Source organism: Nonomuraea jabiensis (assembly GCF_014204795.1).
In the GTDB taxonomy this organism is placed as follows: Bacteria; Actinomycetota; Actinomycetes; order Streptosporangiales; family Streptosporangiaceae; genus Nonomuraea; species Nonomuraea jabiensis.
This window is the reverse complement of sequence record NZ_JACHMB010000001.1, coordinates 3,080,696-3,104,220: the sequence shown is the minus strand read 5'-3', so window position 1 is coordinate 3,104,220 and position 23,525 is coordinate 3,080,696. Positions and strand designations below refer to the sequence as shown.

The 23,525-nt window shown below is 71.8% G+C and carries 29 protein-coding genes and 1 pseudogene; 12 read left to right on the top strand and 18 right to left on the bottom strand.

Translation table 11 applies throughout. The features are described 5' to 3' along the window. Window positions 1-3 precede the first annotated feature (3 nt). The 5 genes from HD596_RS13715 to HD596_RS13695 all read right to left on the bottom strand — a co-directional run bounded on the left by HD596_RS13715 (window position 4) and on the right by HD596_RS13695 (window position 4,574). The gene (locus HD596_RS13715; protein ID WP_185069616.1) at window positions 4-732 is read right to left on the bottom strand and encodes a hypothetical protein; all 729 of its coding nucleotides are present in this window, start codon (window positions 730-732) and stop codon (window positions 4-6) included. After that, entirely contained in the window at window positions 729-1,973 is a 1,245-nt protein-coding gene (locus HD596_RS13710) for a vWA domain-containing protein (protein WP_185069615.1), read from the bottom strand. The genes HD596_RS13715 and HD596_RS13710 overlap by 4 nt, the downstream gene beginning before the upstream one ends. Further along, window positions 1,970-3,124 (bottom strand): AAA family ATPase, encoded by a 1,155-nt coding sequence (locus tag HD596_RS13705; RefSeq protein ID WP_185069614.1) that lies wholly within the window; start codon window positions 3,122-3,124, stop codon window positions 1,970-1,972. The genes HD596_RS13710 and HD596_RS13705 overlap by 4 nt, the downstream gene beginning before the upstream one ends. Window positions 3,125-3,261: 137 nt before the next feature. Beyond that, window positions 3,262-3,693 carry a PPOX class F420-dependent oxidoreductase gene (locus HD596_RS13700; protein WP_185069613.1) on the bottom strand — a complete coding sequence of 144 codons (432 nt, stop codon included), beginning with the start codon at window positions 3,691-3,693 and terminating at the stop codon, window positions 3,262-3,264. Beyond that, the gene (locus HD596_RS13695) at window positions 3,690-4,574 is read right to left on the bottom strand and encodes an NAD(P)-dependent oxidoreductase (RefSeq protein ID WP_185069612.1); all 885 of its coding nucleotides are present in this window, start codon (window positions 4,572-4,574) and stop codon (window positions 3,690-3,692) included. The genes HD596_RS13700 and HD596_RS13695 overlap by 4 nt, the downstream gene beginning before the upstream one ends. Before the next feature lie 53 nt (window positions 4,575-4,627). Between HD596_RS13695 and HD596_RS13690 the strand changes: the two genes are divergently transcribed. Then, entirely contained in the window at window positions 4,628-5,002 is a 375-nt protein-coding gene (locus HD596_RS13690) for a MerR family transcriptional regulator (RefSeq protein WP_185078464.1), read from the top strand. Between the two features lie 47 nt (window positions 5,003-5,049). On the opposite strand, the gene HD596_RS13685 is transcribed toward HD596_RS13690, so the two are convergent. After that, window positions 5,050-5,961 carry a phosphotransferase family protein gene (locus HD596_RS13685; protein WP_221519309.1) on the bottom strand — a complete coding sequence of 304 codons (912 nt, stop codon included), beginning with the start codon at window positions 5,959-5,961 and terminating at the stop codon, window positions 5,050-5,052. A gap of 56 nt (window positions 5,962-6,017) precedes the next feature. Continuing rightward, window positions 6,018-6,245 (bottom strand): annotated as a pseudogene (locus HD596_RS13680) (sensor histidine kinase); the annotation flags it as partial. 93 nt (window positions 6,246-6,338) lie between these two features. Here HD596_RS13680 and HD596_RS60370 point away from each other — a divergent pair. After that, window positions 6,339-6,668 (top strand): FAD:protein FMN transferase, encoded by a 330-nt coding sequence (locus tag HD596_RS60370; RefSeq protein WP_313047535.1) that lies wholly within the window; start codon window positions 6,339-6,341, stop codon window positions 6,666-6,668. On the opposite strand, the gene HD596_RS13670 is transcribed toward HD596_RS60370, so the two are convergent. Then, a complete protein-coding gene (locus tag HD596_RS13670; RefSeq protein ID WP_185069611.1) occupies window positions 6,653-7,621 on the bottom strand; it encodes a helix-turn-helix transcriptional regulator in 969 nt (322 codons plus the stop codon). The two genes, HD596_RS60370 and HD596_RS13670, sit on opposite strands and share 16 nt — an antisense overlap. A gap of 106 nt (window positions 7,622-7,727) precedes the next feature. Between HD596_RS13670 and HD596_RS13665 the strand changes: the two genes are divergently transcribed. Continuing rightward, window positions 7,728-8,102 (top strand): nuclear transport factor 2 family protein, encoded by a 375-nt coding sequence (locus tag HD596_RS13665; protein ID WP_185069610.1) that lies wholly within the window; start codon window positions 7,728-7,730, stop codon window positions 8,100-8,102. A 24-nt stretch (window positions 8,103-8,126) separates the two neighbouring features. On the opposite strand, the gene HD596_RS13660 is transcribed toward HD596_RS13665, so the two are convergent. Beyond that, on the bottom strand, window positions 8,127-8,870 hold the full coding sequence (locus HD596_RS13660) for an SDR family oxidoreductase (protein ID WP_185078461.1): 744 nt from the start codon (window positions 8,868-8,870) through the stop codon (window positions 8,127-8,129). 85 nt (window positions 8,871-8,955) lie between these two features. On the opposite strand from HD596_RS13660, the gene HD596_RS13655 reads away from it, so the two are divergent. Genes HD596_RS13655 through HD596_RS13645 form a run of 3 tightly spaced genes read left to right on the top strand, consistent with a single transcriptional unit; the run spans window position 8,956 to window position 10,324 of the window. Next, window positions 8,956-9,477: an RrF2 family transcriptional regulator gene (locus tag HD596_RS13655; protein ID WP_185069609.1), complete on the top strand. Its 522-nt coding sequence runs from the start codon at window positions 8,956-8,958 to the stop codon at window positions 9,475-9,477. A 59-nt stretch (window positions 9,478-9,536) separates the two neighbouring features. Further along, window positions 9,537-10,031 (top strand): hypothetical protein, encoded by a 495-nt coding sequence (locus HD596_RS13650; RefSeq protein WP_185069608.1) that lies wholly within the window; start codon window positions 9,537-9,539, stop codon window positions 10,029-10,031. Continuing rightward, window positions 10,028-10,324: a hypothetical protein gene (locus HD596_RS13645; protein WP_185069607.1), complete on the top strand. Its 297-nt coding sequence runs from the start codon at window positions 10,028-10,030 to the stop codon at window positions 10,322-10,324. The genes HD596_RS13650 and HD596_RS13645 overlap by 4 nt, the downstream gene beginning before the upstream one ends. On the opposite strand, the gene HD596_RS13640 is transcribed toward HD596_RS13645, so the two are convergent. Both HD596_RS13640 and HD596_RS13635 read right to left on the bottom strand, forming a co-directional pair. Beyond that, entirely contained in the window at window positions 10,296-11,123 is an 828-nt protein-coding gene (locus HD596_RS13640; protein WP_185069606.1) for an alpha/beta hydrolase, read from the bottom strand. The genes HD596_RS13645 and HD596_RS13640 overlap by 29 nt on opposite strands. 20 nt (window positions 11,124-11,143) lie before the next feature. Further along, window positions 11,144-11,689: a helix-turn-helix domain-containing protein gene (locus HD596_RS13635; RefSeq protein WP_185069605.1), complete on the bottom strand. Its 546-nt coding sequence runs from the start codon at window positions 11,687-11,689 to the stop codon at window positions 11,144-11,146. Between the two features lie 52 nt (window positions 11,690-11,741). On the opposite strand from HD596_RS13635, the gene HD596_RS13630 reads away from it, so the two are divergent. Together HD596_RS13630 and HD596_RS13625 are read left to right on the top strand one after the other, a co-directional pair. After that, the gene (locus HD596_RS13630; RefSeq protein ID WP_185069604.1) at window positions 11,742-12,902 is read left to right on the top strand and encodes a pyridoxal phosphate-dependent aminotransferase; all 1,161 of its coding nucleotides are present in this window, start codon (window positions 11,742-11,744) and stop codon (window positions 12,900-12,902) included. Between the two features lie 76 nt (window positions 12,903-12,978). Beyond that, complete coding sequence (locus HD596_RS13625) at window positions 12,979-14,196, top strand: MFS transporter (RefSeq protein WP_185069603.1); 1,218 nt, start codon at window positions 12,979-12,981, stop codon at window positions 14,194-14,196. Here HD596_RS13625 and HD596_RS13620 read toward each other — a convergent pair. The 3 genes from HD596_RS13620 to HD596_RS13610 form a co-directional block, all read right to left on the bottom strand. Further along, the gene (locus tag HD596_RS13620; protein WP_185069602.1) at window positions 14,193-14,429 is read right to left on the bottom strand and encodes a hypothetical protein; all 237 of its coding nucleotides are present in this window, start codon (window positions 14,427-14,429) and stop codon (window positions 14,193-14,195) included. The two genes, HD596_RS13625 and HD596_RS13620, sit on opposite strands and share 4 nt — an antisense overlap. 177 nt (window positions 14,430-14,606) lie before the next feature. Next, entirely contained in the window at window positions 14,607-14,873 is a 267-nt protein-coding gene (locus tag HD596_RS13615) for a hypothetical protein (protein WP_185069601.1), read from the bottom strand. Continuing rightward, window positions 14,866-15,411 (bottom strand): RNA polymerase sigma factor, encoded by a 546-nt coding sequence (locus tag HD596_RS13610; RefSeq protein WP_185069600.1) that lies wholly within the window; start codon window positions 15,409-15,411, stop codon window positions 14,866-14,868. The genes HD596_RS13615 and HD596_RS13610 overlap by 8 nt, the downstream gene beginning before the upstream one ends. Window positions 15,412-15,663: 252 nt before the next feature. Between HD596_RS13610 and HD596_RS13605 the strand changes: the two genes are divergently transcribed. From HD596_RS13605 to HD596_RS13590, 4 genes are read left to right on the top strand one after another with little or no spacing between them, the layout of a single operon-like run. Then, window positions 15,664-15,867, top strand: coding sequence for a hypothetical protein (locus HD596_RS13605; protein WP_185069599.1), 204 nt, complete (start codon window positions 15,664-15,666; stop codon window positions 15,865-15,867). A gap of 21 nt (window positions 15,868-15,888) precedes the next feature. After that, window positions 15,889-16,299: a YciI family protein gene (locus HD596_RS13600; protein ID WP_185069598.1), complete on the top strand. Its 411-nt coding sequence runs from the start codon at window positions 15,889-15,891 to the stop codon at window positions 16,297-16,299. Continuing rightward, on the top strand, window positions 16,242-17,369 hold the full coding sequence (locus HD596_RS13595; protein ID WP_185079460.1) for an RNA polymerase sigma factor: 1,128 nt from the start codon (window positions 16,242-16,244) through the stop codon (window positions 17,367-17,369). The genes HD596_RS13600 and HD596_RS13595 overlap by 58 nt, the downstream gene beginning before the upstream one ends. Before the next feature lie 31 nt (window positions 17,370-17,400). Beyond that, window positions 17,401-17,973, top strand: coding sequence for a dihydrofolate reductase family protein (locus HD596_RS13590; protein WP_185069597.1), 573 nt, complete (start codon window positions 17,401-17,403; stop codon window positions 17,971-17,973). Window positions 17,974-18,000: 27 nt separating this feature from the next. Here HD596_RS13590 and HD596_RS13585 read toward each other — a convergent pair whose 3' ends face one another. The 4 genes from HD596_RS13585 to HD596_RS13570 all read right to left on the bottom strand — a co-directional run bounded on the left by HD596_RS13585 (window position 18,001) and on the right by HD596_RS13570 (window position 23,279). Beyond that, window positions 18,001-18,687 carry a hypothetical protein gene (locus tag HD596_RS13585; protein ID WP_185069596.1) on the bottom strand — a complete coding sequence of 229 codons (687 nt, stop codon included), beginning with the start codon at window positions 18,685-18,687 and terminating at the stop codon, window positions 18,001-18,003. A 328-nt stretch (window positions 18,688-19,015) separates the two neighbouring features. After that, window positions 19,016-20,011 carry a MarR family transcriptional regulator gene (locus HD596_RS13580; protein ID WP_185069595.1) on the bottom strand — a complete coding sequence of 332 codons (996 nt, stop codon included), beginning with the start codon at window positions 20,009-20,011 and terminating at the stop codon, window positions 19,016-19,018. 98 nt (window positions 20,012-20,109) lie between these two features. Next, a complete protein-coding gene (locus HD596_RS13575; RefSeq protein WP_185069594.1) occupies window positions 20,110-20,535 on the bottom strand; it encodes a roadblock/LC7 domain-containing protein in 426 nt (141 codons plus the stop codon). Continuing rightward, a complete protein-coding gene (locus HD596_RS13570; RefSeq protein ID WP_185069593.1) occupies window positions 20,532-23,279 on the bottom strand; it encodes a sensor histidine kinase in 2,748 nt (915 codons plus the stop codon). Before HD596_RS13570 ends, HD596_RS13575 begins: the two co-directional genes overlap by 4 nt. Between the last annotated feature and the right edge of the window lie 246 nt (window positions 23,280-23,525).

Here is a 23,525-nt window from a genome sequence, read left to right as displayed (position 1 = left end):
GGCTCATTCTGCCCCTTCGGTGAGGGCCCGCAGGATCTTCGCCTGCTCCACGCCGGTCCCGTCCGCGCGCAGCGCGACCGCCTCGCCGGGCCGGAAACCCGCGCCCCGCCAGGCCGCGACCTCGTCGAACGGCACTCCGGCACGCCACCACCCGACCATCACCGAGACCGCGTCCTCGTCCAGCTTCGCCGCCTCGGCCGCGGAGAAGCCCAGCGCGCGGAAGATCTTGGCGTCGGTCGGCTCCACGCCACGCCGCGCCCACTCCACCGCGTCGCGACCGGCCCAGCCCGCGTCGGCGAACCCGCGTGCCGTCGAGGCCGCGACACCGGCCCGCAGCAGCTCCCGCATCGCGCCGGGCTCGGCGGCGGCCCGGCTCCGGTCGCCGCCGAACAGCCGGTGCAGCCACCGCCTCGGTCGCGGGCTCTCACCGGCCAGGTGCCGATCCGCCGCTTCCTCCAGCGAGTGCCCCAGCTCCCGCCAGCGCACCGCGTCCCGTGGTGTCATGCCCGCCCGCAGGCAGACGTCCACCGTGTACGGCGTCGCGCCCGCGGTGCGCCACTGCCGCGCCTGGTCGGCTGCGCAGACACCCGACTCGCGCCACCGCCGTGCCTGCGGGAGCCGGAAGCCCTCCTTGATCCAGCCGCGGGCCTCGGCGACGGTGAAGCCGCTCTCCTGCCAGGCGTGCAGCGGCTCGGGACGCGGCTCCGAGTCGTCGGGGAATGCCACGATCATGATCGATCCTCCTTGGGTACGCGCACAGCGGCCGCCCATTCCGGGGCGTGCCCGTCCTCGCCGATCAGGCAGACCACGACGTCGGCCGCGACCCGGCGCTCCGGCCAGGGGGTCTGCCCGTCGGTCAGCACGATCACCACGTCCGGCCGGGGGCGCAGCGCCGTCGCGGCGGCCAGCCCGGCCCGCATGTCGGTGCCACCGCCACCGGCCAGCCGTACGTCGGCGGCGCGCCGGACCTCCTGCACCGGATGAGCCGCCACGTCGCAGCAGATCACGCGCAGCCGCCGGTTCGGGCCGGCGACGCCGTCCAGGATGCCGGTGAGCTCGGTGAGCAGCTGATCGAGCCGCGGCTCTGTGACGCTGCCCGAGGTGTCGATGACCACCGCGACGCCGGGCACCGGCCTGACCATGGCCGGGGCCACGATCTCGGGATGGGCGCCCGCCCTCCGTGACGGCCGCCGGTAACTGAAGTCGACCCGGCCGGCCGCCGAGCTCAGCCCGCGCCGGATCACCGCACCGAGCCGCGCCCGCCAGTCGACCTTGGGGCGCAGGCGCTCCTCGGCCCAGCGCCGCCAGCCGGCCGGCACCTCGCTGCGGGCGCCGATCCGGTCCTGGATGCCGGCGGCGATGGAGCGCTCCAGCAGCTCCCGGTCCAGGTCACCGAGCCCGCCGCCCGATCCCTCGTAGGCGCGGCCGACGCCGTCCGCGGCGCTGCCGCAGTCGAGGGCCTCCGACAGCGCCCGGCCGCCCCTGCCGACGGCCTCGTCGAGCACGTCCAGCATCGGTACGTACTCCTCGGCCATGCGGTTGGGCGGCAGGCCCAGCGCGGCGGGCGAGATCACGCCGGCCGGTCCGGGCAGCCCTTCGGCCTCGAGGTCGTCGTTGATCTCCGCGTCGGCCGCCTGGTTCCAGCGGTGCGGCTCGGCCGCGGGCGAGCGCTCGGCGTGCGCCCGTACGAGGTGGCCCACCTGGTGCAGCAGCCACCAGCCGATCTCCTCGACCGGGGTGGCCAGCGCGGTGCCGGTGTCCACGTGCACGTTCCACCGGGTGTCGGCGGGGAAGGCGCGGAACTCCGCGTCCGGCACCGGCCGCCCGGTCCTGTCGTCCAGGTACGGCTCCAGCACCACCGGGTTCAGCGCGAACACCGCGGTGGCCAGGTACGGCGCCCGGTGCGCGGCCCACAGCCTGGCCGCCGCGAACCGGGCCATCGCCTGCCCGATCAGCTCCGCCCCCTCGGTCATCGCAGCAGACCCGCCGAACGCAGGATCGGCGCCAGTTCGAGCATGGTGTGCGGCAGGGCCGCACCGGCCGGCCGGCCCCTGGCCAGCGACCTGGCCGCGCCGGCCGCGACGTCGGGCGCGGTGCGGGCGACCCTGGCCACCACGGTCCACGCCTGCTCCCACGCCTGTGGGCTGCCGTCGGCCAGCACGTGGGAGACGACCGCGCCGAGCACCGCGTACAGGCGGTCGACCCGGGTGGGCAGCGGCGCGTGCGGGTCGGTCAGCAGGGTCTGGGGGTCGGGCAGGTCGAGGTCGCGCAGCCAGGAGATCAGCTCGAAGCCGGCCGCCTCGCCGACCGCACCCAGCACGAGCTCGGCGAGCACCTCGCCGTCGGCCATGCCGCCTTCACAGGCGGCGGAGGTCCGGGCGGCCATGCCGCCTTCGCAGGCCGCGGAGGTCCGGGCCGCCGGGCCGCGTTCGCAGGCGGCGACCGCTCTGGCCGCCATCTCCCAGCTTCGCGGGCTCGGCCAGCCGCGGCCCGCCCGTTCCGGGCCGTCCGGCACCGCGAGCACCAGCTCGGGCCGTACCCGCAGGAAGGCGCCGACCAGCGCGCGAGCCCGGGCGACCGCTTCGGGGCCCGGCGCGGGCGCCGGCTCGGGCACCGCGAAGCCGGTGGCGAAGCCCTCGGCGATGTCGGCCGCCTCGACCTGCCAGTGCAGGTGGATCAGGCGGTTGGCCAGCGGCGCGGACAGGTCCCAGCCGTCGGCGGCCTGGTCCGGGGGATTGGCCGCGGCCACGATCCGCACCTCGTCGGGCAGCGTGAGGTCGCCGACCGTACGCTCCAGCACCACCCGCAGCATGGCGGCCTGCACGGCGGGCGGCGCGGTGGTCAGCTCGTCGAGGAACAGCAGCCCGTGGCCCGCCTCGGCCAGCCGCTCGGCCCACCGGGGCGGGGCGAACCAGGTGCCGCCGTCCCGCAGGACCGGCAGGCCGGAGAAGTCGCTCGGCTCGCGGATCGACCCGACGACGACCTCGACGGGCAGGCCGAGCCGCGCGCCGAGCGCGAGCACCGACGAGGTCTTCCCGGTGCCCGGGGCGCCCCACAGGATGACGGGCAGGTTCGCGGCGACCGCGACCGCGACGGCCTCGCGCACTGCTGACTGAGAGCTCATGGGTCCTCGCAGGGGAGCGACGGGATCAGCCGGACAGCGTCATCTTAGGTTGACGCGATCGCTGGCGTCAACTTTGATTGACCTCGCAGCTCATGGGCGGTTCGGCCGGGGCAGGGCCTGGACCAGAGCAGCGACCGTCAGCGGACTCTTTCGCCGTACACGTGCTCGACCCGCATCGTCATGAGCACCCTGCGGTCGGACACCATCACCGACCGGTACTCGGCCCAGTCCGGATGCTCCCCCGCGGCGCGGCGGTAGTAGTCCACCAGCGCCTCCACCTCGGGACCGTGGGGGTCGGCGCCCGGCCCCGTGAGCGTCACCGCGCCCTCGGCGGTGGCCCAGGACCAGCCGTCGGGGCTGGTGACCTCCAGCGCGGCCCGCGGGTCCCGGCGCAGGTTCGCCGTCTTGGCCCGGCCCTCGGTCATCGAGACGTAGACGACCTCGGCCTCCCGGTCGTAGAAGGGCATGACGGGGGAGAGCTGCGGGCGGCCGTCCGACTTGATCGTCGCGAGGACGCCCAGCCGGCTCTCCGCGAGCAGCGTACGCGGGTCGAACGGGGTGGCGGTCATGACGGCTTGCGGAACTGCTCGACCATCGCCGCGTAGCCGTCGCCACCGCGCCCGTCGGCCACGGCCCGGTCGGTCAGGGCCTTGATGAACCTCGGGAGCTCGGCGCTGACACCGAGCGACTCGCTTTCGTGGATGAGGTGGTCCATCGCGGCCAGGTGGGTGTCGATCGTGGAGTCCAGGGCCGGGTACGCGCCATTGTCGACCTGCTCGGCGTAGTCCGCCAGCCAGCCGTTCACGATCTCGATCCCCTTGCCCGCGAGCGGGGCGAACGCTCCGGCCCGCACCCCCGCCGCGCCGAGCAGGGCGGCACCCTGCAGGAATCCGTTCAGGACGTTCCACATCAGGCTCAGCACGGCCATCTCGTGCAGCGCCGACAGGGTGTGGTCGTCGCCAAGGTACGTCGTTCCCGAACCGAGGCTCCTCAGCGCGGGCTCGTACAGCTCGAAGGCCGACCGCGGCCCGCTGTAGGTGATGACGGCGTCCGCCCCGATCTCGGCGGGGACGGCCATGATCGCGCCGTCGAGGTAGGCGCCGCCCTGCCGCGCCGCCCACTCGGCGGTCTCACGGGCGCCCTGCGACGTACCCGAGCCCAGGTTGACCAGGACCCGGCCGTCGAGAACCGCGCCCAGCGGATCGAGCAGCCCGTGCACGGCGTCGTAGTCGGTGACGCAGACGACCACGAGCGGGCTGGCCGCGACGGCCTCGCCGACCGAGCCGGCGAGCGTCGCGCCCTGGGCCACCAGCTGGTCGGCCTTGGCCGCCGTACGGTTCCACACGGTCGTGGGATGCCCCTCGCGCAGGAACGATCCGGCCAGCGCCTGGCCCATCAGCCCGAGGCCGATGACCGTTACGGGAGTGTGGTTGGCGTTGTTGGTGCTCATGGCAGAATCCTCAACGTTCATACCGATATGAAGGTCAAGGGGGAAAGAGCGCGCTGATCGGGGAGCTGAGCCGGCAGACCGGAGTCCACACGCATCAGCTGCGTTACTACGAGGCCCAGGGCCTGCTCGAACCCGCGCGCGGCAGCAACGGCTACCGCGAGTACGGCGACGACGCCGTACTGACCGTCACCCAGATCCGCAGGCTGCTCGAAGCCGGGCTGTCGACCCAGGAGATCGCGTACCTGCTCCCCTGCGCCACCGGCGCGGCATCCGACCTGGAGCCCTACCCCGAACTCCTGGACACCCTGCGGGCCCGGCTGCACGGCCTGGACGAGCACATCGACACGCTCGCCCGCTCCCGCCAGTCCCTCCGCGACTACATCGACGCCAGGGAGCGACGCGTTGTGGAGAGCGGGTCACATAATTGAGGCCTGTTGGAAGCCGTCTGCCCGGCTTTCTCGTCGCCTCAACGGTTCTACCGGTATAGGCGTGAGGTGGCCTCGGCGGCGACGAAGTCGAGGTAGCCGGCGGGAGGCTTCATCCCGCGCGACAGCATCCAGTGGATGCGACCGGCTCCGGTCAGCGCGAGCGTCGCCCGGTAGCCCAGCTCGACATCGGCGGCGTCGAAGCGGCCGGCCAGCCCGTCGAGGTAGTCGGGGAGATAGCGCCCGAGCGTGGTCAGCGCCAGGGATGCGAGATCGGCGCCCACCGGGCCCACCCCGAACGTCGCCCAGTCCAGCGCCACCGTGTCGGCTCCGTCGCCGGCGGCGACGAGGTTGCCGTGGGAGAAGTCACCGTGCACGAGCACTCGCGGCACCTGGTCGAGCCGCCTCAGCAGTTCGTGGCGTTCGTCCCACAACGCCGGGATGCTCGGGGGCACGTCCATGCCGGTCCAGTCCAGGTCGCTGACGGCGATCCGCTGGGCGAGCTGGTGGCCGGACAGCCACGGTACGTCGGGCACGGTGACGCCGGCCTGCCAGCGGCCGAGCCGGTGTGCGGCCACGGGCGGGGCTTCCGGTGTGGCGCCGGCGTCGGCGAGATAGACGGTGTCGCCGATGACGCCGTAGCAGCGGGGAGCGACCAGGCCAGGTCCCTTCGGCAGCAGCCCGCTGGCATAGGCGAGAAGCTCGCGCCGCCAGTTGGCCCAGTGCCGGGGGTCGGCGGCGCCGGCGGCGTGGCGTCCGGTGGTCAGCGGCCGGCAGGATTTGCGGATCGCGGTGAAGGAAACCTGATCGCGGCCGACCCGCGCCTGGCCCGAGAGCCTGGTCACGCCATCGGTGGCGGCCCCTGAGCTACCGGTGATCGATTCGTTCCGGCACGACACGAGCGAGCCACCCGGCCGGCCCAGCACCGCGTCCAGCACTGCCTGGGGAAGCAGATCCTCCATTCGCGGCACGGTAGGCCATCACTCTGGTCGCGTGCCCGGCATTTTCCATCGAGGTATCAGGCTCTCGCGTCGGGCAGGCGGATGTGGAAGGCGGTGCGGCCGGGGTGGGTTTCGACGCCGATCGTGCCGCCGTGCGCGGCGACCACCGCCTTGACGATCGCCAGGCCGAGCCCCGTCCCGCCGGAGGCGCGCGATCGCCCCTTGTCCACGCGGGAGAAGCGCTCGAAGATCTCCTCCCGCATGTCCGGCGGGATGCCGGGCCCGCCGTCGGTGACCGTGAGGTCCGCCTCGTCCCGCGTCCAGCCGGGCGAGCAGCAGCAGGTCGGCGACCAGCTCGCTCATCCGGCACGTCCGCCTCGGCGCAGCGCCGGAACCCCCTGGCGGGTGGGCGTCGCCCACCCGCTGCGCCCCGGGCGCTGGCCGCCGTCGTCTCGGGGACCGGCCTGGCGGTCGCCACCTCCGGCACCGCCGAACGCGGCCACCACATCGTGGACCCGCACACCGGCGCCCCCGCCACCGCGCTGGCCTCGCTCACCCTCGTCGGGTACGACCTGACCACCGTGGACGCCTACGCCACCGCCGCGTTCGCGATGGGCTCGGCGGCGCGGGGGTGGGTGGAGGAGCAGGACGAGCTGGAGGCGTTCGCGGTGACCTCGTCGGGAACGGTCTGGCGTACCAGCGGCTTCCACCGCTACGTGCCGTCGTAGCAGGCGGCGGCTTCGGCCGCTTTTCGGGCCAGGGCCCGGCGGAGCTCGGCCGGGGCGAGGACTTCGGCGTCCGTGCCGAAGGCCAGGAGCACTTCTGCCGCGCCCAGGGAGCGGAAGTGCAGCTGGACGCGCACCCGCTCCGGCTGCCCGTCGATCGCGGGCGCGGGACCGGCCAGATCGGCTTCGTGGATGCGCAGGAACCTGCCGAGGATGTCGCGGTGGACGCTGACCGTGACGGGCAGCGGGGCGGGGATGTCGTCGATGTGGCGGCGCAGGCCGTCCCAGACGTCGGCGAGTTCGAGGCCGTCCCGGCGGCGTACGGGCTCGTCGAGGATGCCGGCTGACAGGGCCCGGTCGGCGCGGAAGAGCGCGGGCTCGCCGCGGTGGTCGGCGACCAGGTACCAGACGCCGGCCTTGTTGACCAGGCCGTACGGATCGAGAGTGTAGGAGCGGACGCGGTTGTCGCGGCCGTGCCGGTAGCGCAGGCGCAGCCGCCGGTCGTCGAAGACGGCCTGCTGGAGCACGGCCAGGTCGACGGCGGGGCGCGCCGGCCCGCCGCGCCAGCGCACGGGGTCGATGAGGATGCGGCGGCTGGCGAGGTCGGCGTCGGGCCGGTGGGGGGCGGGCAGGGCGGCCATCAGCTTGCGCAGCGCGGAGCCGAGGGCCTGTCCCAGGCCCAGCTCGGTGTGGGCGTGGCCGGACAGCAGCACGAACAGGGCGCGGGCCTCGTCGGCGGTCATGCCGGTGACGTTGGTGCGGTAGCCGGGCAGCAGGGCGATGCCGCCGTGGGGACCGCGCACGGTGTAGACGGGCACGCCCGCCGACGACAGCGCCTCGACGTCGCGCATGACGGTGCGGACCGACACCTCCAGCCGCTCGGCCAGGTCACCCGCGGGCAGCTGCCCGTGGGTCTGCAGCAGCAGCATGATCGACAGCAGGCGCTCGGATCTCACGTCCTCAAACGTATATGACGCCACCTGACATATATCCCCGTGAAGATGCAGGTAGACGGGCCGCCCACGGGGGGCGGCGCCGAACGTCCCCGAAAGGAACCGTGCTGTGACCGCAACGAACGGGCTCGCCCAGCAGATCGCCGAGGACTTCGTCCGCGCGTGGACGAGCAAGGACATCGACAAGGCCCTGAGCCTGCTCGCCGACGACGTCGTGTGCGAGGCCCCGACCGGCACCTTCGAGGGGGTGGAGGGCTACCGCGGATTCCTCGAACCGTTCGCGACCTCGCTGATCGGCGCCACCGTCATCGACGTCCTGGGCGACGACACGAACGCGGCGACCGTGTACACCACCGACACCCCGCTGCTGAAGGACTTCCGCGGCATCGACTACTTCACCGTCGAGAACGGCAGGATCACGCGCGTGATCAGCGTCTTCGACATGCTCCCGATGCACCGGGCCAGGAGCGCCGTCCAGCCCTGACCCGGCTCGCACGACCTCGGGTGGTCACTTCTGTTCCTGGAGCCAGTCGTCGAACGTGGTCGGCGCGATGCGGGCGTGCTCGCCCGGCAGCAGCACATTGCCGGCCATCTCCGGGCCGAACAGCCCCGACCACGTCGGCACGAGCTTGACCTCCCGGCCGCGCGCCTGATGCGTGCGCCGGGCCATGTCGACGAGGTCCTGCGGCTCGGGCCCCGCCACGTCGACGTAGCGCCCCCGCGGCTCGCCCGCCGCGATCTCGGCCAGGACGGCGGCCACGTCCGCGGGCGCGATCGGCTGCACGAGCAGCGGGGCGACCGTGGCCACGCCGTCCTGCTCGGTCCAGCCGGCCACCATCTCGGCGAAGTCGTGGAACTGCGTGGCCGGTACGACCGTCCACGGCACCGGCCCCTCGGCCACCAGGCGTTCCTGCTCCCGCTTGCCGGCGTAGTGCGCGTTGCCGTCGATGCGGCCCACCCCGGCGATCGACAGCAGCACGTGATGGCGTACGCCGGCCCGCTCCTCGGCGGCGAGCAGGTTGCGGGTGGCGGTCGCGAAGTAGGCCACCGTCTCGGCCCGGTCCCCCGCCGGCCCGTTGGTGACGTCGACGACGGCCTCGACTCCGGCGAGGGCGTCGTCGAGCCCGTCACCGCTCAGCAGGTCCACGCCGAGCGAACGGCTGATGCGCACGACGTCGTGCCCGTCCCGTTCGAGGGCGGCCACGGTCAGGGAACCAATGTTGCCGGTAGCGCCGGCGACGGCGATCCGCATGATGATCATCACTCCTTGTCCACGATCAGCCATGACCATATCTCGGACTAAACAGGTCCGCAATATCCGCGATATGCTGCCGATCGTGAAGCTGCCCGTGAGCACCGAATGGCTGTTGCACTGCGCCACCTCGCTGGCGCAGCTCGAACCGGGGGCCACCGCATCGGCCGCCCAGCTGGCGGACTACTACGACCTGCCCGCGCCCTACCTCGCCAAGCAGCTCCAGTCGCTCGTCAAGGCGGGCGTGCTGTCGGCGACGACGGGGCCGCGCGGCGGGTTCCGGCTGGCGCGCGAGCCCGCGCAGATCACGCTGCTGCAGATCGTGGAGGCGGTGGACGGCGCCTCCGCCCCGTACGAATGCCGCGAGATCCGCCGGCAGGGCCGTGGCGCGCTGCCGGCCGAGGAGTGCCGGCAGGCCTGCGTCCTCGCCGTGAAGATGGCCGAGGCGCATCGGGCGTGGCGAGGCAGCCTGGCCGGGGTCTCGCTCGCCGAGGTCCTCGCCGACCTGCCTCCATGGGCGCCGGCCCGCACCCGTTCGCTGCTCACCGGCTCGAAGGACGCGCCGGAGACCCGTCCGCGAGGACAGGGCGGCGACGTTCTCCGCTGAGCCCGCCACCGGAGCCACATGACAGGATCTGTGGGGAGCTGCGAAGTTCGGAGGACGCGATGAACGACGAGACGGCCACGTTGCTCTTCGACGTGATCGCCCGGCTGGAGAAGAACATCCTCGCTCGCGACTGCCCCGCCATCGTCGCGCTCCAGGGCGAACGCCGGCTCGTGCTCAGCGACTACGACTACCTTCGCGATCAGCAGTCGGCGGCCGACTTCGAGAACCGAGCCGCCGCCAAGGCGCAGGAGATCGCCGCGACGCGATGGATCTTCGCGGTCCCCCAGGTGTGGGTGATCACACCGGACAAGGTCTTCAGCCGAGCCGTCTCGAACCTCCCGCTGCTCGACGGGGAGCAGGAGGCGATCACCTGGATGAGCTTCGATCAGAACGACGGCGTGGACTACGGGCGCGTCCCGTACGCGCGCCGCCCGAACGGCGAGCCGGTGTTCGACGAGCCGGAGATGTTCACCGTGGGCGTGCGTCCGGCCGAACGCATGCCGGGCTACACGCTCCTTCAGGGCCTCTTCCCCGGCCATGGCGCCGCCGGATGATCGACGAGGGACAACGGGACCCCATCACGCCTCGCAAGCTCGGGTCGTCGGCCGCCGGGGCGGACGAGCCATTGATGGCGGCGGCGTTCGGATCCGGTGGCGCGGTGCTCCGTACCATCGACGAGGCGGGCGTGCTGCGCGCGGTCTCCGTCGATCCGGAGCGCACGGCCGCGGCCGTCTGCGCCCGGGCCGGGCGCTCGCTGACGCGCGCGGAGTGGCAGGAGTATCTGCCCGGCCTGCCGTACCGGAAGATCTGCCCCCTGATCACCGGCTCCGGCGTGTCAGGGTCCTGATGTCCTCGAACAGCCGCTCGTGCGCGGCGGCCGCCTGCGCGGAGGTCAGGTCCATGTTCTGGATGAAGCCGTGCTCCAGGCCGGGCTCCTGCCGGTGCGTCACGTGGACGCCGGCCTGCGCCAGCCGGCGGGCGTAGGCGTCGCCCTCGTCGCGCAGGGCGTCGTGTTCGGCGGTCACGATGAGGGCGTCCGGCATTCCGGACAGGTCTGCCGCCAGCAGCGGGCTGGCGGGCACGCGGTCGGCGGGATCGGGCGTCCACAGCTCGATCGCCCAGGCGAGGAAGCCGGCGTCCAGCGAGTGACCGGAGCCCTTGCCGACGATGCTCGGCTGGGAGAGTGTCAGGTCGGTGTTGGGGCAGATCAGGATCTGCAGGCCGGGCACCGGCTCGCCGGCGTCCCGCAGCCGCAGGCAGGCCATGGTGGCCAGGTAGCCGCCGGCACTGTCGCCGGCCACCGCGGCCGGGCGGGCCCAGCGCAGCACCGCGGTCACGTCGTCGACGGCCGCCGGGTACGGGTGCTCGGGCGCGCGCCGGTAGTCGACGGCCAGCACCTCGACGTCGCAGGCGTGGGCGATGCGCCGGCAGGTGCGGTCATGGGTGTCCAGGTCGCCGATGACGAACGCGCCGCCATGGGCGAACACCATCAGCGGCCGGGCCTGTTCGGAGGGCCGGTAGTGGCGCAGCGGCAGCCCGCCCGGCCCGTGCAGGTCCTCCACACCGGCCTGTGCGGGGCCCTGGGGCCGGTCGGCGGCCCGCCTGCGTGAGCCTTCGCGCAGCTCGGACACGTCGGGGACGGTCATGAGCTCTTTCTCCCCTCTGGTCAGCTCTCCGGGTGGACCATGAGTAGCACGGCGCGATTGTGCGCGGCGTGGCCCCGGTACAGGTGCGGGCGGGCGGCGTCGAACCGGATGGAATCGCCCTCTGCCAGGTCGGTGGGGGAATCGGCGGGTCCGGTGGTGACCCGTCCGTGGGTGAGCACGAGGCACTCCTCGACGCCGGACAGGTGGGCGTCGGAGTGCTGGGTGCTCCCGGCGATGGCGATGTCATAGACCTCCACGGTGCCGCGCAGCCTGATGCGGTGGAGAAGACGCGCGCTGACCGCGTCGCCCTCGACCCGCGGCCGCCGGTCATCGGCGCGCACCACCTCGACGGTCGAGGCGGGCGACTCCAGCAGCTCGCCGAGGGACGCCTTCAGCGCGGTGGCCAGGGCCCACAGGGTGCTCAGGGTGGGGTTGCCCTGGCCCTGCTCGATGCCGTGCAGCGTGGTCTTGCTGATGCCGCCGGCGGACGCCAGGTCGGCCAGCGATATCCCGGCCGCCGTACGCAGCCGGTGCACGTTCGTCCCCACCACTTGCGCGAGATCCATGCGTATCAGCATAGTGGTATGGACGTACCAATAAAATGGTTTTGGAGGCGACATGACGGTGACGCGGCTGCGCGAGATCCCTGGCATCGGCGTGGACGCCGTCGGCGACGCGGCCGACGCCGTGGGCGACCCGGAGTTCTTGCGGCTGGAGAACCTGGACACCGACCTGCGGCCGCCCGCCGTCGCCCTCGCCGCCACGCGCGCCGCCGTCGACGACGACTCGGCCAACAGCTATCTGCCGTTCCAGGGGCGCCGCTCGCTTCGCGCGGCCGCCGCGGCGCACGTCGGGCGCGTCTCCGGGCACGTCTACGACGCCGACACCGAGTGCGTCAGCGTGGCCGGCGGGCTCAACGGCGTCCTCAACACGCTGCTGGCCACCGTGGAGCCAGGGCAGGAGGTCGTGCTGTGCGACCCCGTCTACGCCGGCCTGGTCAACCGCGTCCGGCTCGCGGGCGGCGTCCCCCGCTTCGTCCCCGCGCAGCCCACCGCAGGCGGCTGGACCGTCGACGCCGAACGGCTCGCCGGCGCCGTCGGACCCGGCACGGCGGCGGTCCTGATGATGGGGCCGGCGATGCCGACCGGCCTCGTCCTGGACGAGCGCCACTGGTCCGCCCTCGCCGACGCCTGCGAACGCCACGACGCCTGGCTGATCTACGACGCGGCCATGGAACGCATCCGCTTCGACGGCCGCCCTCCCAGCCACCCGGCGGCCCACGAGGGCCTGGCACGGCGGACCATCACCGTCGGTTCGGCCTCCAAGGAGCTGCGGCTCATCGGCTGGCGCGTCGGCTGGGTGACCGGCCCCGCCGACATCGTCGCCGACATCCGCCTGGTCGGCCTGACCAACGTCGTCTGCCAGGTCGGCCTGGCACAGGACGCCGTGGCCACCGCGCTGGACGCGCCCGACGCCGATGCCGACGTCGCCGCCGCCACCGCCGAATGGCAGCGGCGCTGCGAGACGATCCTGAACCAGCTCGCCGCGTACCCGGTCGTCCGGCCGCACGGCGGGTGGTCGCTCCTCCTGGACACCAGGCCCCTGGGGCTGACCCCTGCCGAGCTGTCCCGGCGCCTGTTCGACCGGGCGAAGGTCGCGGCCACCCCCATGGACGGCTGGGGTCCCAGCGGTGGGCACTATCTGCGGCTCGTGTTCGCCAACGAGCCCGTCGAACGCCTCACCGGCCTCGGCGACCGCTTCCGCCTGGCCATCGGCTGACACCATAGACGTTCCGGATATTTGCGCTTACCTTGCTATTGCGAATCTATCGCAATAAGTGACCGGAGCGTCGTCAATGCCCCATCTGGTGCCGGAAGCCGGGCCGCAGCGCGTCCTCGCCGCCTCCAACTTCGTCTACACCCTCGGCAGCGGCCTCTACCTGACCGCCGGAGTGCTGTACTTCACCGAAGGGGTGCACCTCCCGGCGAGCCAGGTGGGCCTGGGGCTCGGCATCGCCGGAATCGCCTCGCTGGCCCTGGGCATCGCCGTCGGCCACCTCGCGGACCGACACGGCGCACGCGGCGTCTACACGATCACGTTGGTCGTCCAGGCGCTGGCCACGGCCGCTTTCGTGCTGGCCGACAGCTTCTGGCCGTTCCTCCTCGCCGTGTGCGCGGCCACCGGGGCGAAGGCGGCCGGACTGGCGGCACGCAGTCCGCTCATCAGACACTACGGCGGCGACCGGCCCCAGGAGTTCCGCGCCTACCTCCGCGCCGTCACCAACGTCGGCGTCTCCTTCGGCGCCCTGCTGGCCGGCTGGGCCGTCCAGGCCGACACCTTCATGGCCTACCGGCTCCTCGTGGCCGGCAACGCCCTCGCCTTCGCCGCCTCCGCCGCGATCCTGATCTGCCTGCCGCCGGTCGCGCCCGGACCGGCCGTCCACGGGCCCCGCTGGATCGCCCTGCGGGACCGTCCCTACCTGCTGCTCACCGCGCTCGACGGCATCATGGCCGTCCAGTTCAAGGTGCTCACCGTGGCCATCCCCCTCTGGCTGGTCGGATTCACCGCCGCGCCGCGCTGGCTGGTCTCGGGCACCATGCTGATCAGCACCGTCATGGTGGTCGCGCTCCAGGTACGGGCCAGCCGCGGCGTCGACTCCCCGGCGGCCGGCGGCGGTGCCTACCGCCGGGCGGGCGGCGCCTTCCTCGTCTCCTGCTCGCTGATCCCGTTGTCCGCCGGGTTACCCGCATGGGGGGCGGCGACGTTCCTGGTGATCGCGGTGGTGATCCATACGATCGGCGAGCTGTGGCATTCGGCGGCGGGCTTCGAGGTCTCCTTCGCCCTCGCGCCGGAGCACGCCACGGGGCAGTATCTGGGGGTGTTCGGGCTGGGCGCCGGACTGGCCGAAGGGCTCGGCCCGGCGTTGCTCATCGCGCTCTGCGTCACCTGGGGCCGTCCCGGCTGGTACGTCGTCGGAGGGCTGTTCGCCCTCACGGGCCTGGCGGCCCCCTTCGCCGTCCGCTGGGCTCAGCGAGAGCGCCGTCCGGCGGAATTGAGGACCGCGGCCGGCTAGCCGTGAGTCAGCCGGACGTATCCGTACGGTTGAAGAACAGATCGTCCTCGTCGTAGCGGTCGCACGGGCCGGTGCGCAGCACCGACCTCGATCTCCACCTCGGGGGCGCCGAGCAGGTGCATGCCGCAGCTGTAGAGCACCTGACCGTCGTGGATCGGCCGCTTCACCCAGGCGCTGACCAGTACGTCGGCCAGGGCCTCGTCCGTGCCCTCGGCCGCCCGATCGGCCAGCACCTCGTCCGCTCGATCGGCCGGGGCGAGCCAGCGGCCCCGGTCGGCGCGGACAGCAGGTAGCCGACGGTGTCGTGCGACCGCACCGCGGCCCAGTCCGCCTCGTCGAACGAGGCCGCCGCCATACTGGCCCCGAACGCCTCCGGACCATGGCCATGGCCCGCCCTCCCCTTCCGGGGGCTACGTCCTCTTGGCGACGTGCAGCTCGCACACGCCGTCCGTACACGACCGCCGCAACCGTCCCCTCGAGATCGTCTGCGCCAGCCCGATCAGCCAGCACGTCGGGCACCCGCGGAAGGCCAGCAGCGCCACCGGCGCCAGCACCAGGCTGACCGGCCCGATCACCGGGATCAGCGCGAACGAGCCGATCAGTGCCCCGAACCCCACCACGCCACGCGCCAGGTGCCGCGGCAGCGACGCGCTGGCGAACTCGTGCCCGTCACTCATCGCACGCCCCCTCGCCCAGCCGGTGCTGCACGGCCGCGCGGGCGCGGTGCAGGCGCGACTTCATCGCCGCCACCGTCAGGCCCAGCGCGTCGGCGGTCATCCGGCCGCTGAGGCCCTGGACGTCCCGCATGATCAGCACCTGCCGCTGGTCGGCGGGCAGCGCCGCGATGGCCGCCGCCACCCGCGCCGCCTCCAGCCGCTGGAACACCTCCTCTTCGGCGGACCGCATGACGGCACCGTGGAGGGGAGGCGGTGGCCGCAGGGCCAGCCTGGCCCGGCGTACGCATTCGTTGCGGATGATCCGGAACATCCACGACACCAGAGCGCCGGTGGCCCGCAGCGTACCGATCTTGCGGTAGAGGACGATCAACGCCTCCTGCGCCGCGTCCTCGGCGTCCTCCGGCGTGGCGCACAGGTGGCGGGCGAAGCGCCGCACGTGCGGGTGCGCGCCCGACACCAGCGCGGCGATCGACTCGGCGTCGCCGTCCCGGGCCGCCGCGATCACCGCCTCGTCCGGCCAGGCCCTCGTCTCAGCCACGCGCACGCCTCCTCCGCCGCAGCACGACCACGCTACAGGTGCAGATGAGTACGACGGCGACGGCGACGCCCACAGCAACGATCACGACAACCTCTCATTCGTCGATGACGGAACGCATATGAGAGGCGCCACACCCGCCGAAGGATTCGAGATCCGGATTTTTCTGTGCGGGTGTCGATTGGCGTCGAGCGCGTTCGTAGCCAAGGTGAGAGACCGGGCAACGGGCCGGTCGCCACTCACCGGAGGTCCACGATGTCCGTCACCACCACCGCTCCCGCCGAACCACTGATCACCGGCGGTCTGACCGCCGCTGCCGTCGCGGCGACCGCGGCCGTTGCCAGGGCGGGTGAGTTCGCCGGCATCAGCCTCGTCGTCGGCGGCGCGCTGCTGATGTTGACGCACGTGGTCGCCGCCGCCATCGTGATCCCGGTCATCGCCCGCCGCCTGTCCGCCTGATCCCTTTCCAAGGAGTCCGTCATGAAGAAGTACCTGCTCGCCGTCCAGTTCGACGAGAGCGCGCCGTCGCTGTCCGAAGAGGAGATGCAGGAGCAGCAGGCCCGGACGGCCAAGGTCACCGCCGAGATGCAGTCCGCCGGTTCGTGGGTGTTCGTCGGCGGTCTGCTGCCCTCGCACTCCACCACGGTCGTCCGTCCCGGCAACGGCACGACCACGATGACCGACGGCCCGTTCGCCGAGACGAAGGAGCAGCTCGGCGGGTTCTGGGTGATCCGGTGCGACGATCTGGACCAGGCGCTGGCCTGGGCCGAGAAGTGCGCGCTGACCTGCGGGGCCCCGATCGAGGTGCGCCCGCCGTACAGGACGCGTTCGCGGTGGCCGTCCAGAAGTGGGACGAGACGCCGCCGCCCAATCCCGGCGCGTGGATCGTGACCACCGCCCGCAACCGGGCGATCGACCGCCTGCGCCGGGAGTCCACCCGCGAGGCCCGCCACGCGCAGGCGCTGCTGCTGCAGCAACCCGACGAGCCACAGGAGGTGGGACCGGTGCGCGACGACCAGCTCCGCATGATCTTCACGTGCTGCCACCCGGCGCTGTCGCCGCTCGCGCAGACCGCGCTCACCCTTCGCCTGCTCGGCGGGCTGGAGGTGGCGGAGATCGCGCGGGCCTGCGTGGTGCCGGAGGCGACCGTCGCCCAGCGGATCGTCCGCGCGAAGAAGAAGATCCGCGACGCCGGCATCCCCTACCGGGTGCCCGCCGCCGCCGAACTCCCCGACCGGCTGACCTCGGTGCTCACCGTGCTCTACCTGGTGTTCAACGAGGGATACAGCGCGACCTCCGGGCCGCTGCTGCGCACGGACCTGTGCCTGGAGGCGATCCGCCTGGCCAGGGCGCTCGCCGAGCTGATGCCCGACGAGCCGGAGGTGATCGGGCTGCTGGCGCTGCTCCTGCTCACCGAAGCCCGGCGCCCCGCGCGGGTGGGGCCTTCGGGTGAACTGGTGGTGCTCGCCGAGCAGGACCGGCGGCTGTGGAACCGGGAGCTGATCGCCGAAGGACACGAGCTGGTACGGCGGTGCCTGCGCCGTAACCAGCCGGGACCGTACCAGTTGCAGGCCGCGATCAACGCCGTGCACACCGACGGGCCGGCGACCGACTGGACGCAGGTGCTGGCGCTCTACGACCAACTGCTGCAGCACACCCCGACCCCGATCGTCACGCTCAACCGCGCGGTCGCCGTCGCCGAGGTGCACGGTCCGGCGCAGGCGCTGGCCGCCATCGACGAGCTGGACCTGCCCGGCTACCACCTGCTGCCCGCCGCCCGCGCGGACTGCTCGCCCGCCTCGGCCGTACCGCCGATGCCCGCGCCGCCTACGACGAGGCCATCGCCCTGGCCACCAACGACACCGAACGAACCTTCCTGCAGACGCGACGGGCGCTCCTTCGGCCGCGAGCACCTCATCAACTCGCTGCATCACCTGGCCGCGTTGATCTCCCTTAGGTGATGTCGTCAATCAAACGTTCAAGGAGAGCATCATGACCGCTGTCTACACCTTCGACATCTTCACCACCCTGGACGGCTTCGGCTCCTACAACAGCAGCGGCGACTGGGGCGGCTACTGGGGCAAGCAAGGTCCCGAGTTTCTCGACCGCCGCCTCGCCTTGTACGGCGAGGAGCAGCGCATGGTCCTCGGGGCCAACACCTTCCGGCAGTTCGTGCAGGTGCTGGCTCCGAACCAGGTGAGCGACCCGGTGAACACCCGGATGCGGAACCTGCCGACAACCGTGGTGTCGACGACCCTCGAAGGACCCTTCAACTGGCCGGACGCGACCCTCGTGAGAGGCGACGCCGTCGACGTCGTCGCCCGGCTCAAGGAGGAGTCGGAGGTGCCGTTGCGCTCGCACGGCAGCCTGTCGATGAACCGGGCGCTGATGGCCGCCGGTCTGGTCGACCGCGTCCAGGTGACGATCTTCCCCGTGATCTCCGGTCAGACCGGAGTGGACCCGATCTTCCAGGGGGCAGCCGACTTCGACCTCGAGCTGATCGAGAGCCGGACGCTCGACGGCCACACCCAGGAGCTCATCTACCGGCCCACCCTGCATGTCTGAGCCCCGACGGCCGGTCTCCCGCCACGTTCAGAAGAGCTCCACGTGCACCGTGCCCGGCGGCGTGGCCGAGGGCCCACCCTGGCCCGGCGCCGGTGACTGCCTGGTCACGTCGGGAGTCCCTTCGGGAGGGGAAGGCTCGGACGGCTCCGGCACGCTCTGCGTCGGCTTCGGCGTCAGGGTGGGTGCCGGCGTGGGGGTGCGGGTGGCGGGTGACGTGGACGGGATGGAGGACGGAGAGGCGCCTGCCGGCGTCGAGGTGGCAGGCTCCCGATACGGCGCCGGTGTGTGCCTGCTCTTCTTGGAGGATGGTTTGCGGGGTTCGGCCCGTTTACGGGATTTGCCGGTCACCTGGTCGGCCACCGTCTGATCAACGATCACCTGGTAGGTCAGGATGCCGCCCATGCTGACGCAGAACACCAGCGCGGCCGCCGCACCCAGCTTGGCCCACGGCAACGCCTTCAGCAGTGCCCCGGCCGAGGCCACGACCTGCGCGGACCGCCGCGGCGCGCCGTCACCCGCCTCGGCCGTCCGCTCGTGCCACGCGCTCGCGGTGTGCTGCCTGACCTTGTCGCCGGTGCGCCTGAGATAGTGCGTGTAAACGTCGGTGGCCACCGTGCTGGCGAAGCTCATCACGGCGGCGCCGATCACCGTGCCGGCGACGCCCAGGTACGACGCCGCGACCGCCGCCGTGACCGCGGCCATCGTGCTTCCCACGATCTGTGGCACGCTGAGCGCCAGCCTCCGAGGCTTTCCGCCCGCTTCTCGGATTCGGTCCCTCTTGGTCATGCGTGTGATGCAAGCCTTCTCGTTCGTGGACGCGCACGCGGTGGCGTACGGACCTTTCAGGGCCACGCGCGGCTCGGCGGACCGGTGGTGGAGACGGGGGTTGAGACCCGCTCGCCCGAACTCGACCACCATGGCCCGGCGGACAGAGGCGGCTGATGCGACACACGGCGCCATGTCGGATCGTGACGGCACCCTTGCATTTATGCGGAATTCGTCCGAGGCGCCGCAGCCTGGCGTGGACGCGTCGATGCCGAGGTCAGGAGGTGAAGAGATCGAGCAGGGCCGTGCCGCGCTTGGTCAGGTGGACGTAGATCTCCCTGCCGTCGCGCCGCCGGGTGACCAGCCCCGCCGATTCGAGGCGCTTGCAGTGGTAGGTGATCACGCTGGGGTGACATTTGATGCGCCTGGCCAGAACGCCCATCGACATCGGCTGGTCGACGCTGGCCAGGATGGTCGCCCGCGCGTCGCCGAAGAGGAACTGGAGCTGCTCCTCGGTGTCCTTCGGCCTGGGCGCCGTCAGGTGCGGCGGGGAGTAGCCGAGCCACACGGCGTCCGGGCCGTCGAGGCGGACGATGAGCGCCTTCGGCCCGGCGAGCATGGGTATCAGCACCAGGCCCCTGGACCCGATGGAGAACTCGTCGGGACCGTAGTCGGGCACGCTCAACGCGCCCTCGCGGAAGGTGCAGTCGGCGTGCAGGTCATTGAGCACGACATCGAGTGCTCCTCGGGCGCCGGCCACGGCGATCCGCTCGACTTCGCGATCGAACAGCGCGCGGGTCTGCTGCCATTCCGGATGCATGGCGGACCACGCCTGCTCGATCAGGTCGGCGAACCCCTGCAGCCAACGGCGGGGATCCTTCATCGCGGGCTGCCAGTGGGGCGGCGGTCGCCCGTCGGTAATGGCGTCCAGCTCTATTCGTAATGCGTCGGGCGGCTGATCGCGAAGCATTTCGAGCTGCGTGGCAACGTCCAGGTCCCGGCTGAAGTCTCCGGGGAACGCGACATCGGGAAATATGTTGTGGCCGGGTGCCGCGAGCGAATCCACCACCATTTCGTCAGGTGTCACCGCGGCGGAGCGCACCAGTTGCCGCCATCGTTCGGGGGTGCCCCTGTCCCGTCCCCCGAGCGCATCGGAGATCAGCGCGAACATGGACAATCCGGGGACCATCGTCACGGTCACGGGTACCCGATCAAGTCGTTCGATGACCAGGCGCGTGCCCATTAGTAACTCGTCCTCTCGAGCTTCGGCCAATAGCGAGCAGCGATGCTACTCATGTCACGGTGGCGGATACAGACTTGCTTCGGCGGTCGAAACGGTGCCGGATGGCGATGATCGCTCGTTCGTCCGCATCACCTGATCTGGCTGGTGCGCAGATGTTCGCGTACGGCGGGAGTCAGCACCTGACACGCACGGTCCGCCATGAGCGTCATGTGGTAGGCGACAAGCGCCGCGTCACAGTCGGGCTCGGCGAGCACGGCCAGGCAAGCGCTTTCGCCGATCGACATGGTGGTCAGCATCATTCCGTTCTCCATCTCCACCATGCTCCGAACGACCTCACCTCCGTCGAGGGCGCAGGAGGTGGCCACCGACAGGCCCACCAGCCCGGAGGTGATCGCGGCCAGCCGGCCGGCCCGGTCGACGGGGAAGCCCGAGGACGTCGCCAGCGGCAGGCCGTCGGCGGAGAAGAGGACGACGTGGACGACTCCTGGAATGATGCCGACGAACTCGCTGATCAGCCAGTCGACCTCGTACGCCATGTAGCTCACGTCGTTCATACGCCCTGCCCTCTGTGCTTCGGGTCGGGAGCGGCCCTGCCCATGCTGATGTCGTCGCGAGCGGACCGGTAGCCCTGCTGGAAGCTGGACAGGCGGCTGCGTACCCGGTCCGCCGAGACGGACGGCATCGGCGGGACATCTTGGGGCGCGGCGGCCGGGGTGGCCGAGCCGGGCACCAGGTTGGCCTTGGGCACCCGCTTGGGCAGCCCGGTCGCGGTCTCGCCGTCGCGCACCGGCTCCACGGCGGCCTTGGCGGCGTTCCATCCGGCGTCAGCCGTCCCCCAGCTGGCTCCCTGCTCGAACCACGCCGACTCGATCGAGGCGTAGATCGGCAGGTATTCGTCCGAGGTCGCCTTGGCGGCCGGGATGGGACCGGTGGACTCCGACGTCGTGTCGGGGAAGTCGTAACCGGACGGCCGCCGCGGCGCGGCGTCCATGCCGCCGCGCGGACCCAGGTTGGGGCGCCTGGGGTAGATCGTCTCCTGGTTCGGCAGGTCGTACGGCCTCCGCGGCGGCACCCACGGGTCGGCGACGGCGTACGAGCCGGTGTCGCCGGACGGCCAGCCACCGGCTTGCCCCGACCTCTCGGACGGCGTGAGCCAGGCGTCGGGCGGGTTGGACGGGTACGAAGGATGGCCCGGACCCATCTGGAACGAGCCCCACTGCGGCGGAGTGGGCACGGCCTCGGCGGAGCCGCCAGGATAGCCGGGCGCCTGCGCGGCGAGCATCGCCTCGGGCATGAGGATCATCGCGGTGAGCCCCCCGGATTCGTGCGGGCGCAACTGCACCCGGATGCCGTGGCGGTGGGCCAGACGCGCGACCACGAACAGGCCCATGCGCCGCGACACCGACACGTCCACGGTCGGAGCGTCGAGGAGGCGCTCGTTGGCGATGGCGAGCTCGTCCGGGGTCATGCCGATGCCGGAGTCGGTGATCGACAGCATCATGCCGCCCCCGTCGATCCTGCTGCCCGACACCATCACCTGGGCCTCCTGCGGCGAGAACGACAACGCGTTCTCCACAAGCTCGGCGAGCAGGTGGATGACGTCGTTGACGGCCTGGCCGGCCACGGCGACGCCGTCGGGCACCTGGAGGACGACCCGCTCGTAGTTCTCGACCTCCGACAGCGAGGCGCGGGCGACATCGACCAGCTTGACGGGCTTGCTCCAGCGGCGGGGCGTCTCCTGGCCGGCGAGGACCAGCAGGTTCTCGCTGTTACGCCGCATGCGGGTGGCCAGGTGGTCCAGCTTGAACAGGTTGCCGAGCCGCTGCTCGTCCTGCTCGCCCTGCTCCAGGCCGTCGATCAGGGTGATCTGCCGCTCCACCAGCGTCTGGCTGCGCCGCGACAGGTTCACGAACATCGCGTTGACGTTGGCGCGCAGGCGGGCCTCCTCGCCCGCCAGCCGGACCGCCTCGCGGTGGACCTCGTCGAACGCCCGCGCCACTTCGCCGATCTCGTCCTTGGAGGAGATGGCGATCGGCGGCACCTGGATCGCCTTCGCGTCGACCTCGCTGGTGCGCAGCTGCCGCACGAGCTCGGGGAGCCGCTGGCTGGCGATCAGGAGCGCGTCTCGGCGCAACCGCCTGAGCGGCCGGACGAGCGAGCGGGCCATGACCGCCGTGATGGCGAGGACCAGGAGCAGCAGCACGGCGAGGATGATGACGTTGAGCGTGGCCGCGGACCGGTCACTGGACTGGATGTCGGCGCTCCGGGTGCCGACCTGCTCCAGCAACGCCCGCTGAACGGTGTGCAGCCGGTCGACGGTGTCGCTGATGGCGTTGAACCACAGGGTGACGTCGTTGGAGGTCGAGGGGTCGAGCCGCCGCAGGGGCAGGCCGGCATTGGCGAGGAACACGGCCCTGTTGATGTAGAACTCGCCCCGGCCGACCTCCACGCTGGTGACCGTGTTGTCGTGGAACTGCCGCTGCGCCAGCGTGGCCACGGCGCGGAACGAGGCGCGTTCGCTCTCGCGGTTGGAGCGCGCGTCGAGGAAGGCCTTGTGCTCGGGCTCCTCGAACGACCCTTTGACGAGCGCGATCGTCAACAGGCCGCGCAGCTTGGCGGCCTCCTCCTCTGATCGGGCGACGGCTCGCAGCGCGGCGCTGGTGGAGATCAGCTGCTCGTCCGTCGAGCCCTGCGCCACCTCGTCGTACAGTTGCAGCATCTCCGCGATGACCTCGGAGTACTTCTCCATCGTCGGGAGCGGCGGCAGCTGCGCGTTCGGCCCGGACACGGTGGCGCGCAGCGAGGCGAGCTGGGTCAGCCTGATGCGGACGAAGGCCAGCTTCCTGCGGCCGAGATCGGACAGTGAGCTCTCGACCGCCGAGGCCGTCGCGTTCGTGCGCTGCACGCTGGAATCGACGATCCGCCGCTGGGCCGTGAGCCGCTCCAGCTGCGCCGTTTCCCTGTCGGAGGCGACATAGTACGCGGACAGGTCTCGTTCGAGTGCCATTTCGCGGGACAGCTCGCCGAGCTGTGCCACCAAGGAGCCCACATTGCTGATGCGCTGATTCTGCTCCGCGCTGCTGATCGATATGCCGACCCGCAGCGCGCCCAGGACCACGGCAACCAGGGTCGGAATGGCGATAAGCGTGATGAGGCGGGTTCGCACCCGCCAGTTCCGCAACGCCATCGGGTTCCCGTGAGCGGGAACCTGCTCCACCGACGCCTGCTCCGGTGACTTCTCGTCGGCCACGAACCGTTCCTGCAGAACGGGAACGCCGGCACGACCAACTTGGGTCATCTTTGTCCTTACCGATGGCAAACGTCCCCCGGACGGCCTGCCTCGGGAGACTTCAGCCACGTCGCTGACTGAACGCGGGCAAGCTCCGGCGCCACTGACCGAGCGGGGGCAAGCTCCGGCGCAATTCGACCACAAACCCCATTAGCTGGCCAACGGCAATCAAGATACTAGATAAATCAACATTTGCACGTCTCTGCAAACATCACGCACAGTCACTCGACAGCTCGATCTCGAGAGCATCGGAGC

Bases quoted from the DNA above. Each gene is read 5' to 3' on its own strand.
- HD596_RS13715 (WP_185069616.1), bottom strand. From the start codon at position 732: ATGATCGTGGCATTCCCCGACGACTCGGAGCCGCGTCCCGAGCCGCTG.
- HD596_RS13710 (WP_185069615.1), bottom strand. From the start codon at position 1,973: ATGACCGAGGGGGCGGAGCTGATCGGGCAGGCGATGGCCCGGTTCGCG.
- HD596_RS13705 (WP_185069614.1), bottom strand. From the start codon at position 3,124: ATGAGCTCTCAGTCAGCAGTGCGCGAGGCCGTCGCGGTCGCGGTCGCC.
- HD596_RS13700 (WP_185069613.1), bottom strand. From the start codon at position 3,693: ATGACCGCCACCCCGTTCGACCCGCGTACGCTGCTCGCGGAGAGCCGG.
- HD596_RS13695 (WP_185069612.1), bottom strand. From the start codon at position 4,574: ATGAGCACCAACAACGCCAACCACACTCCCGTAACGGTCATCGGCCTC.
- HD596_RS13685 (WP_221519309.1), bottom strand. From the start codon at position 5,961: ATGGAGGATCTGCTTCCCCAGGCAGTGCTGGACGCGGTGCTGGGCCGG.
- HD596_RS13660 (WP_185078461.1), bottom strand. From the start codon at position 8,870: ATGCGGATCGCCGTCGCCGGCGCTACCGGCAACATTGGTTCCCTGACC.
- HD596_RS13650 (WP_185069608.1), top strand. From the start codon at position 9,537: ATGAACGACGAGACGGCCACGTTGCTCTTCGACGTGATCGCCCGGCTG.
- HD596_RS13645 (WP_185069607.1), top strand. From the start codon at position 10,028: ATGATCGACGAGGGACAACGGGACCCCATCACGCCTCGCAAGCTCGGG.
- HD596_RS13640 (WP_185069606.1), bottom strand. From the start codon at position 11,123: ATGACCGTCCCCGACGTGTCCGAGCTGCGCGAAGGCTCACGCAGGCGG.
- HD596_RS13635 (WP_185069605.1), bottom strand. From the start codon at position 11,689: ATGGATCTCGCGCAAGTGGTGGGGACGAACGTGCACCGGCTGCGTACG.
- HD596_RS13630 (WP_185069604.1), top strand. From the start codon at position 11,742: ATGACGGTGACGCGGCTGCGCGAGATCCCTGGCATCGGCGTGGACGCC.
- HD596_RS13625 (WP_185069603.1), top strand. From the start codon at position 12,979: ATGCCCCATCTGGTGCCGGAAGCCGGGCCGCAGCGCGTCCTCGCCGCC.
- HD596_RS13615 (WP_185069601.1), bottom strand. From the start codon at position 14,873: ATGAGTGACGGGCACGAGTTCGCCAGCGCGTCGCTGCCGCGGCACCTG.
- HD596_RS13605 (WP_185069599.1), top strand. From the start codon at position 15,664: ATGTCCGTCACCACCACCGCTCCCGCCGAACCACTGATCACCGGCGGT.
- HD596_RS13600 (WP_185069598.1), top strand. From the start codon at position 15,889: ATGAAGAAGTACCTGCTCGCCGTCCAGTTCGACGAGAGCGCGCCGTCG.
- HD596_RS13590 (WP_185069597.1), top strand. From the start codon at position 17,401: ATGACCGCTGTCTACACCTTCGACATCTTCACCACCCTGGACGGCTTC.
- HD596_RS13575 (WP_185069594.1), bottom strand. From the start codon at position 20,535: ATGAACGACGTGAGCTACATGGCGTACGAGGTCGACTGGCTGATCAGC.
- HD596_RS13570 (WP_185069593.1), bottom strand. From the start codon at position 23,279: ATGACCCAAGTTGGTCGTGCCGGCGTTCCCGTTCTGCAGGAACGGTTC.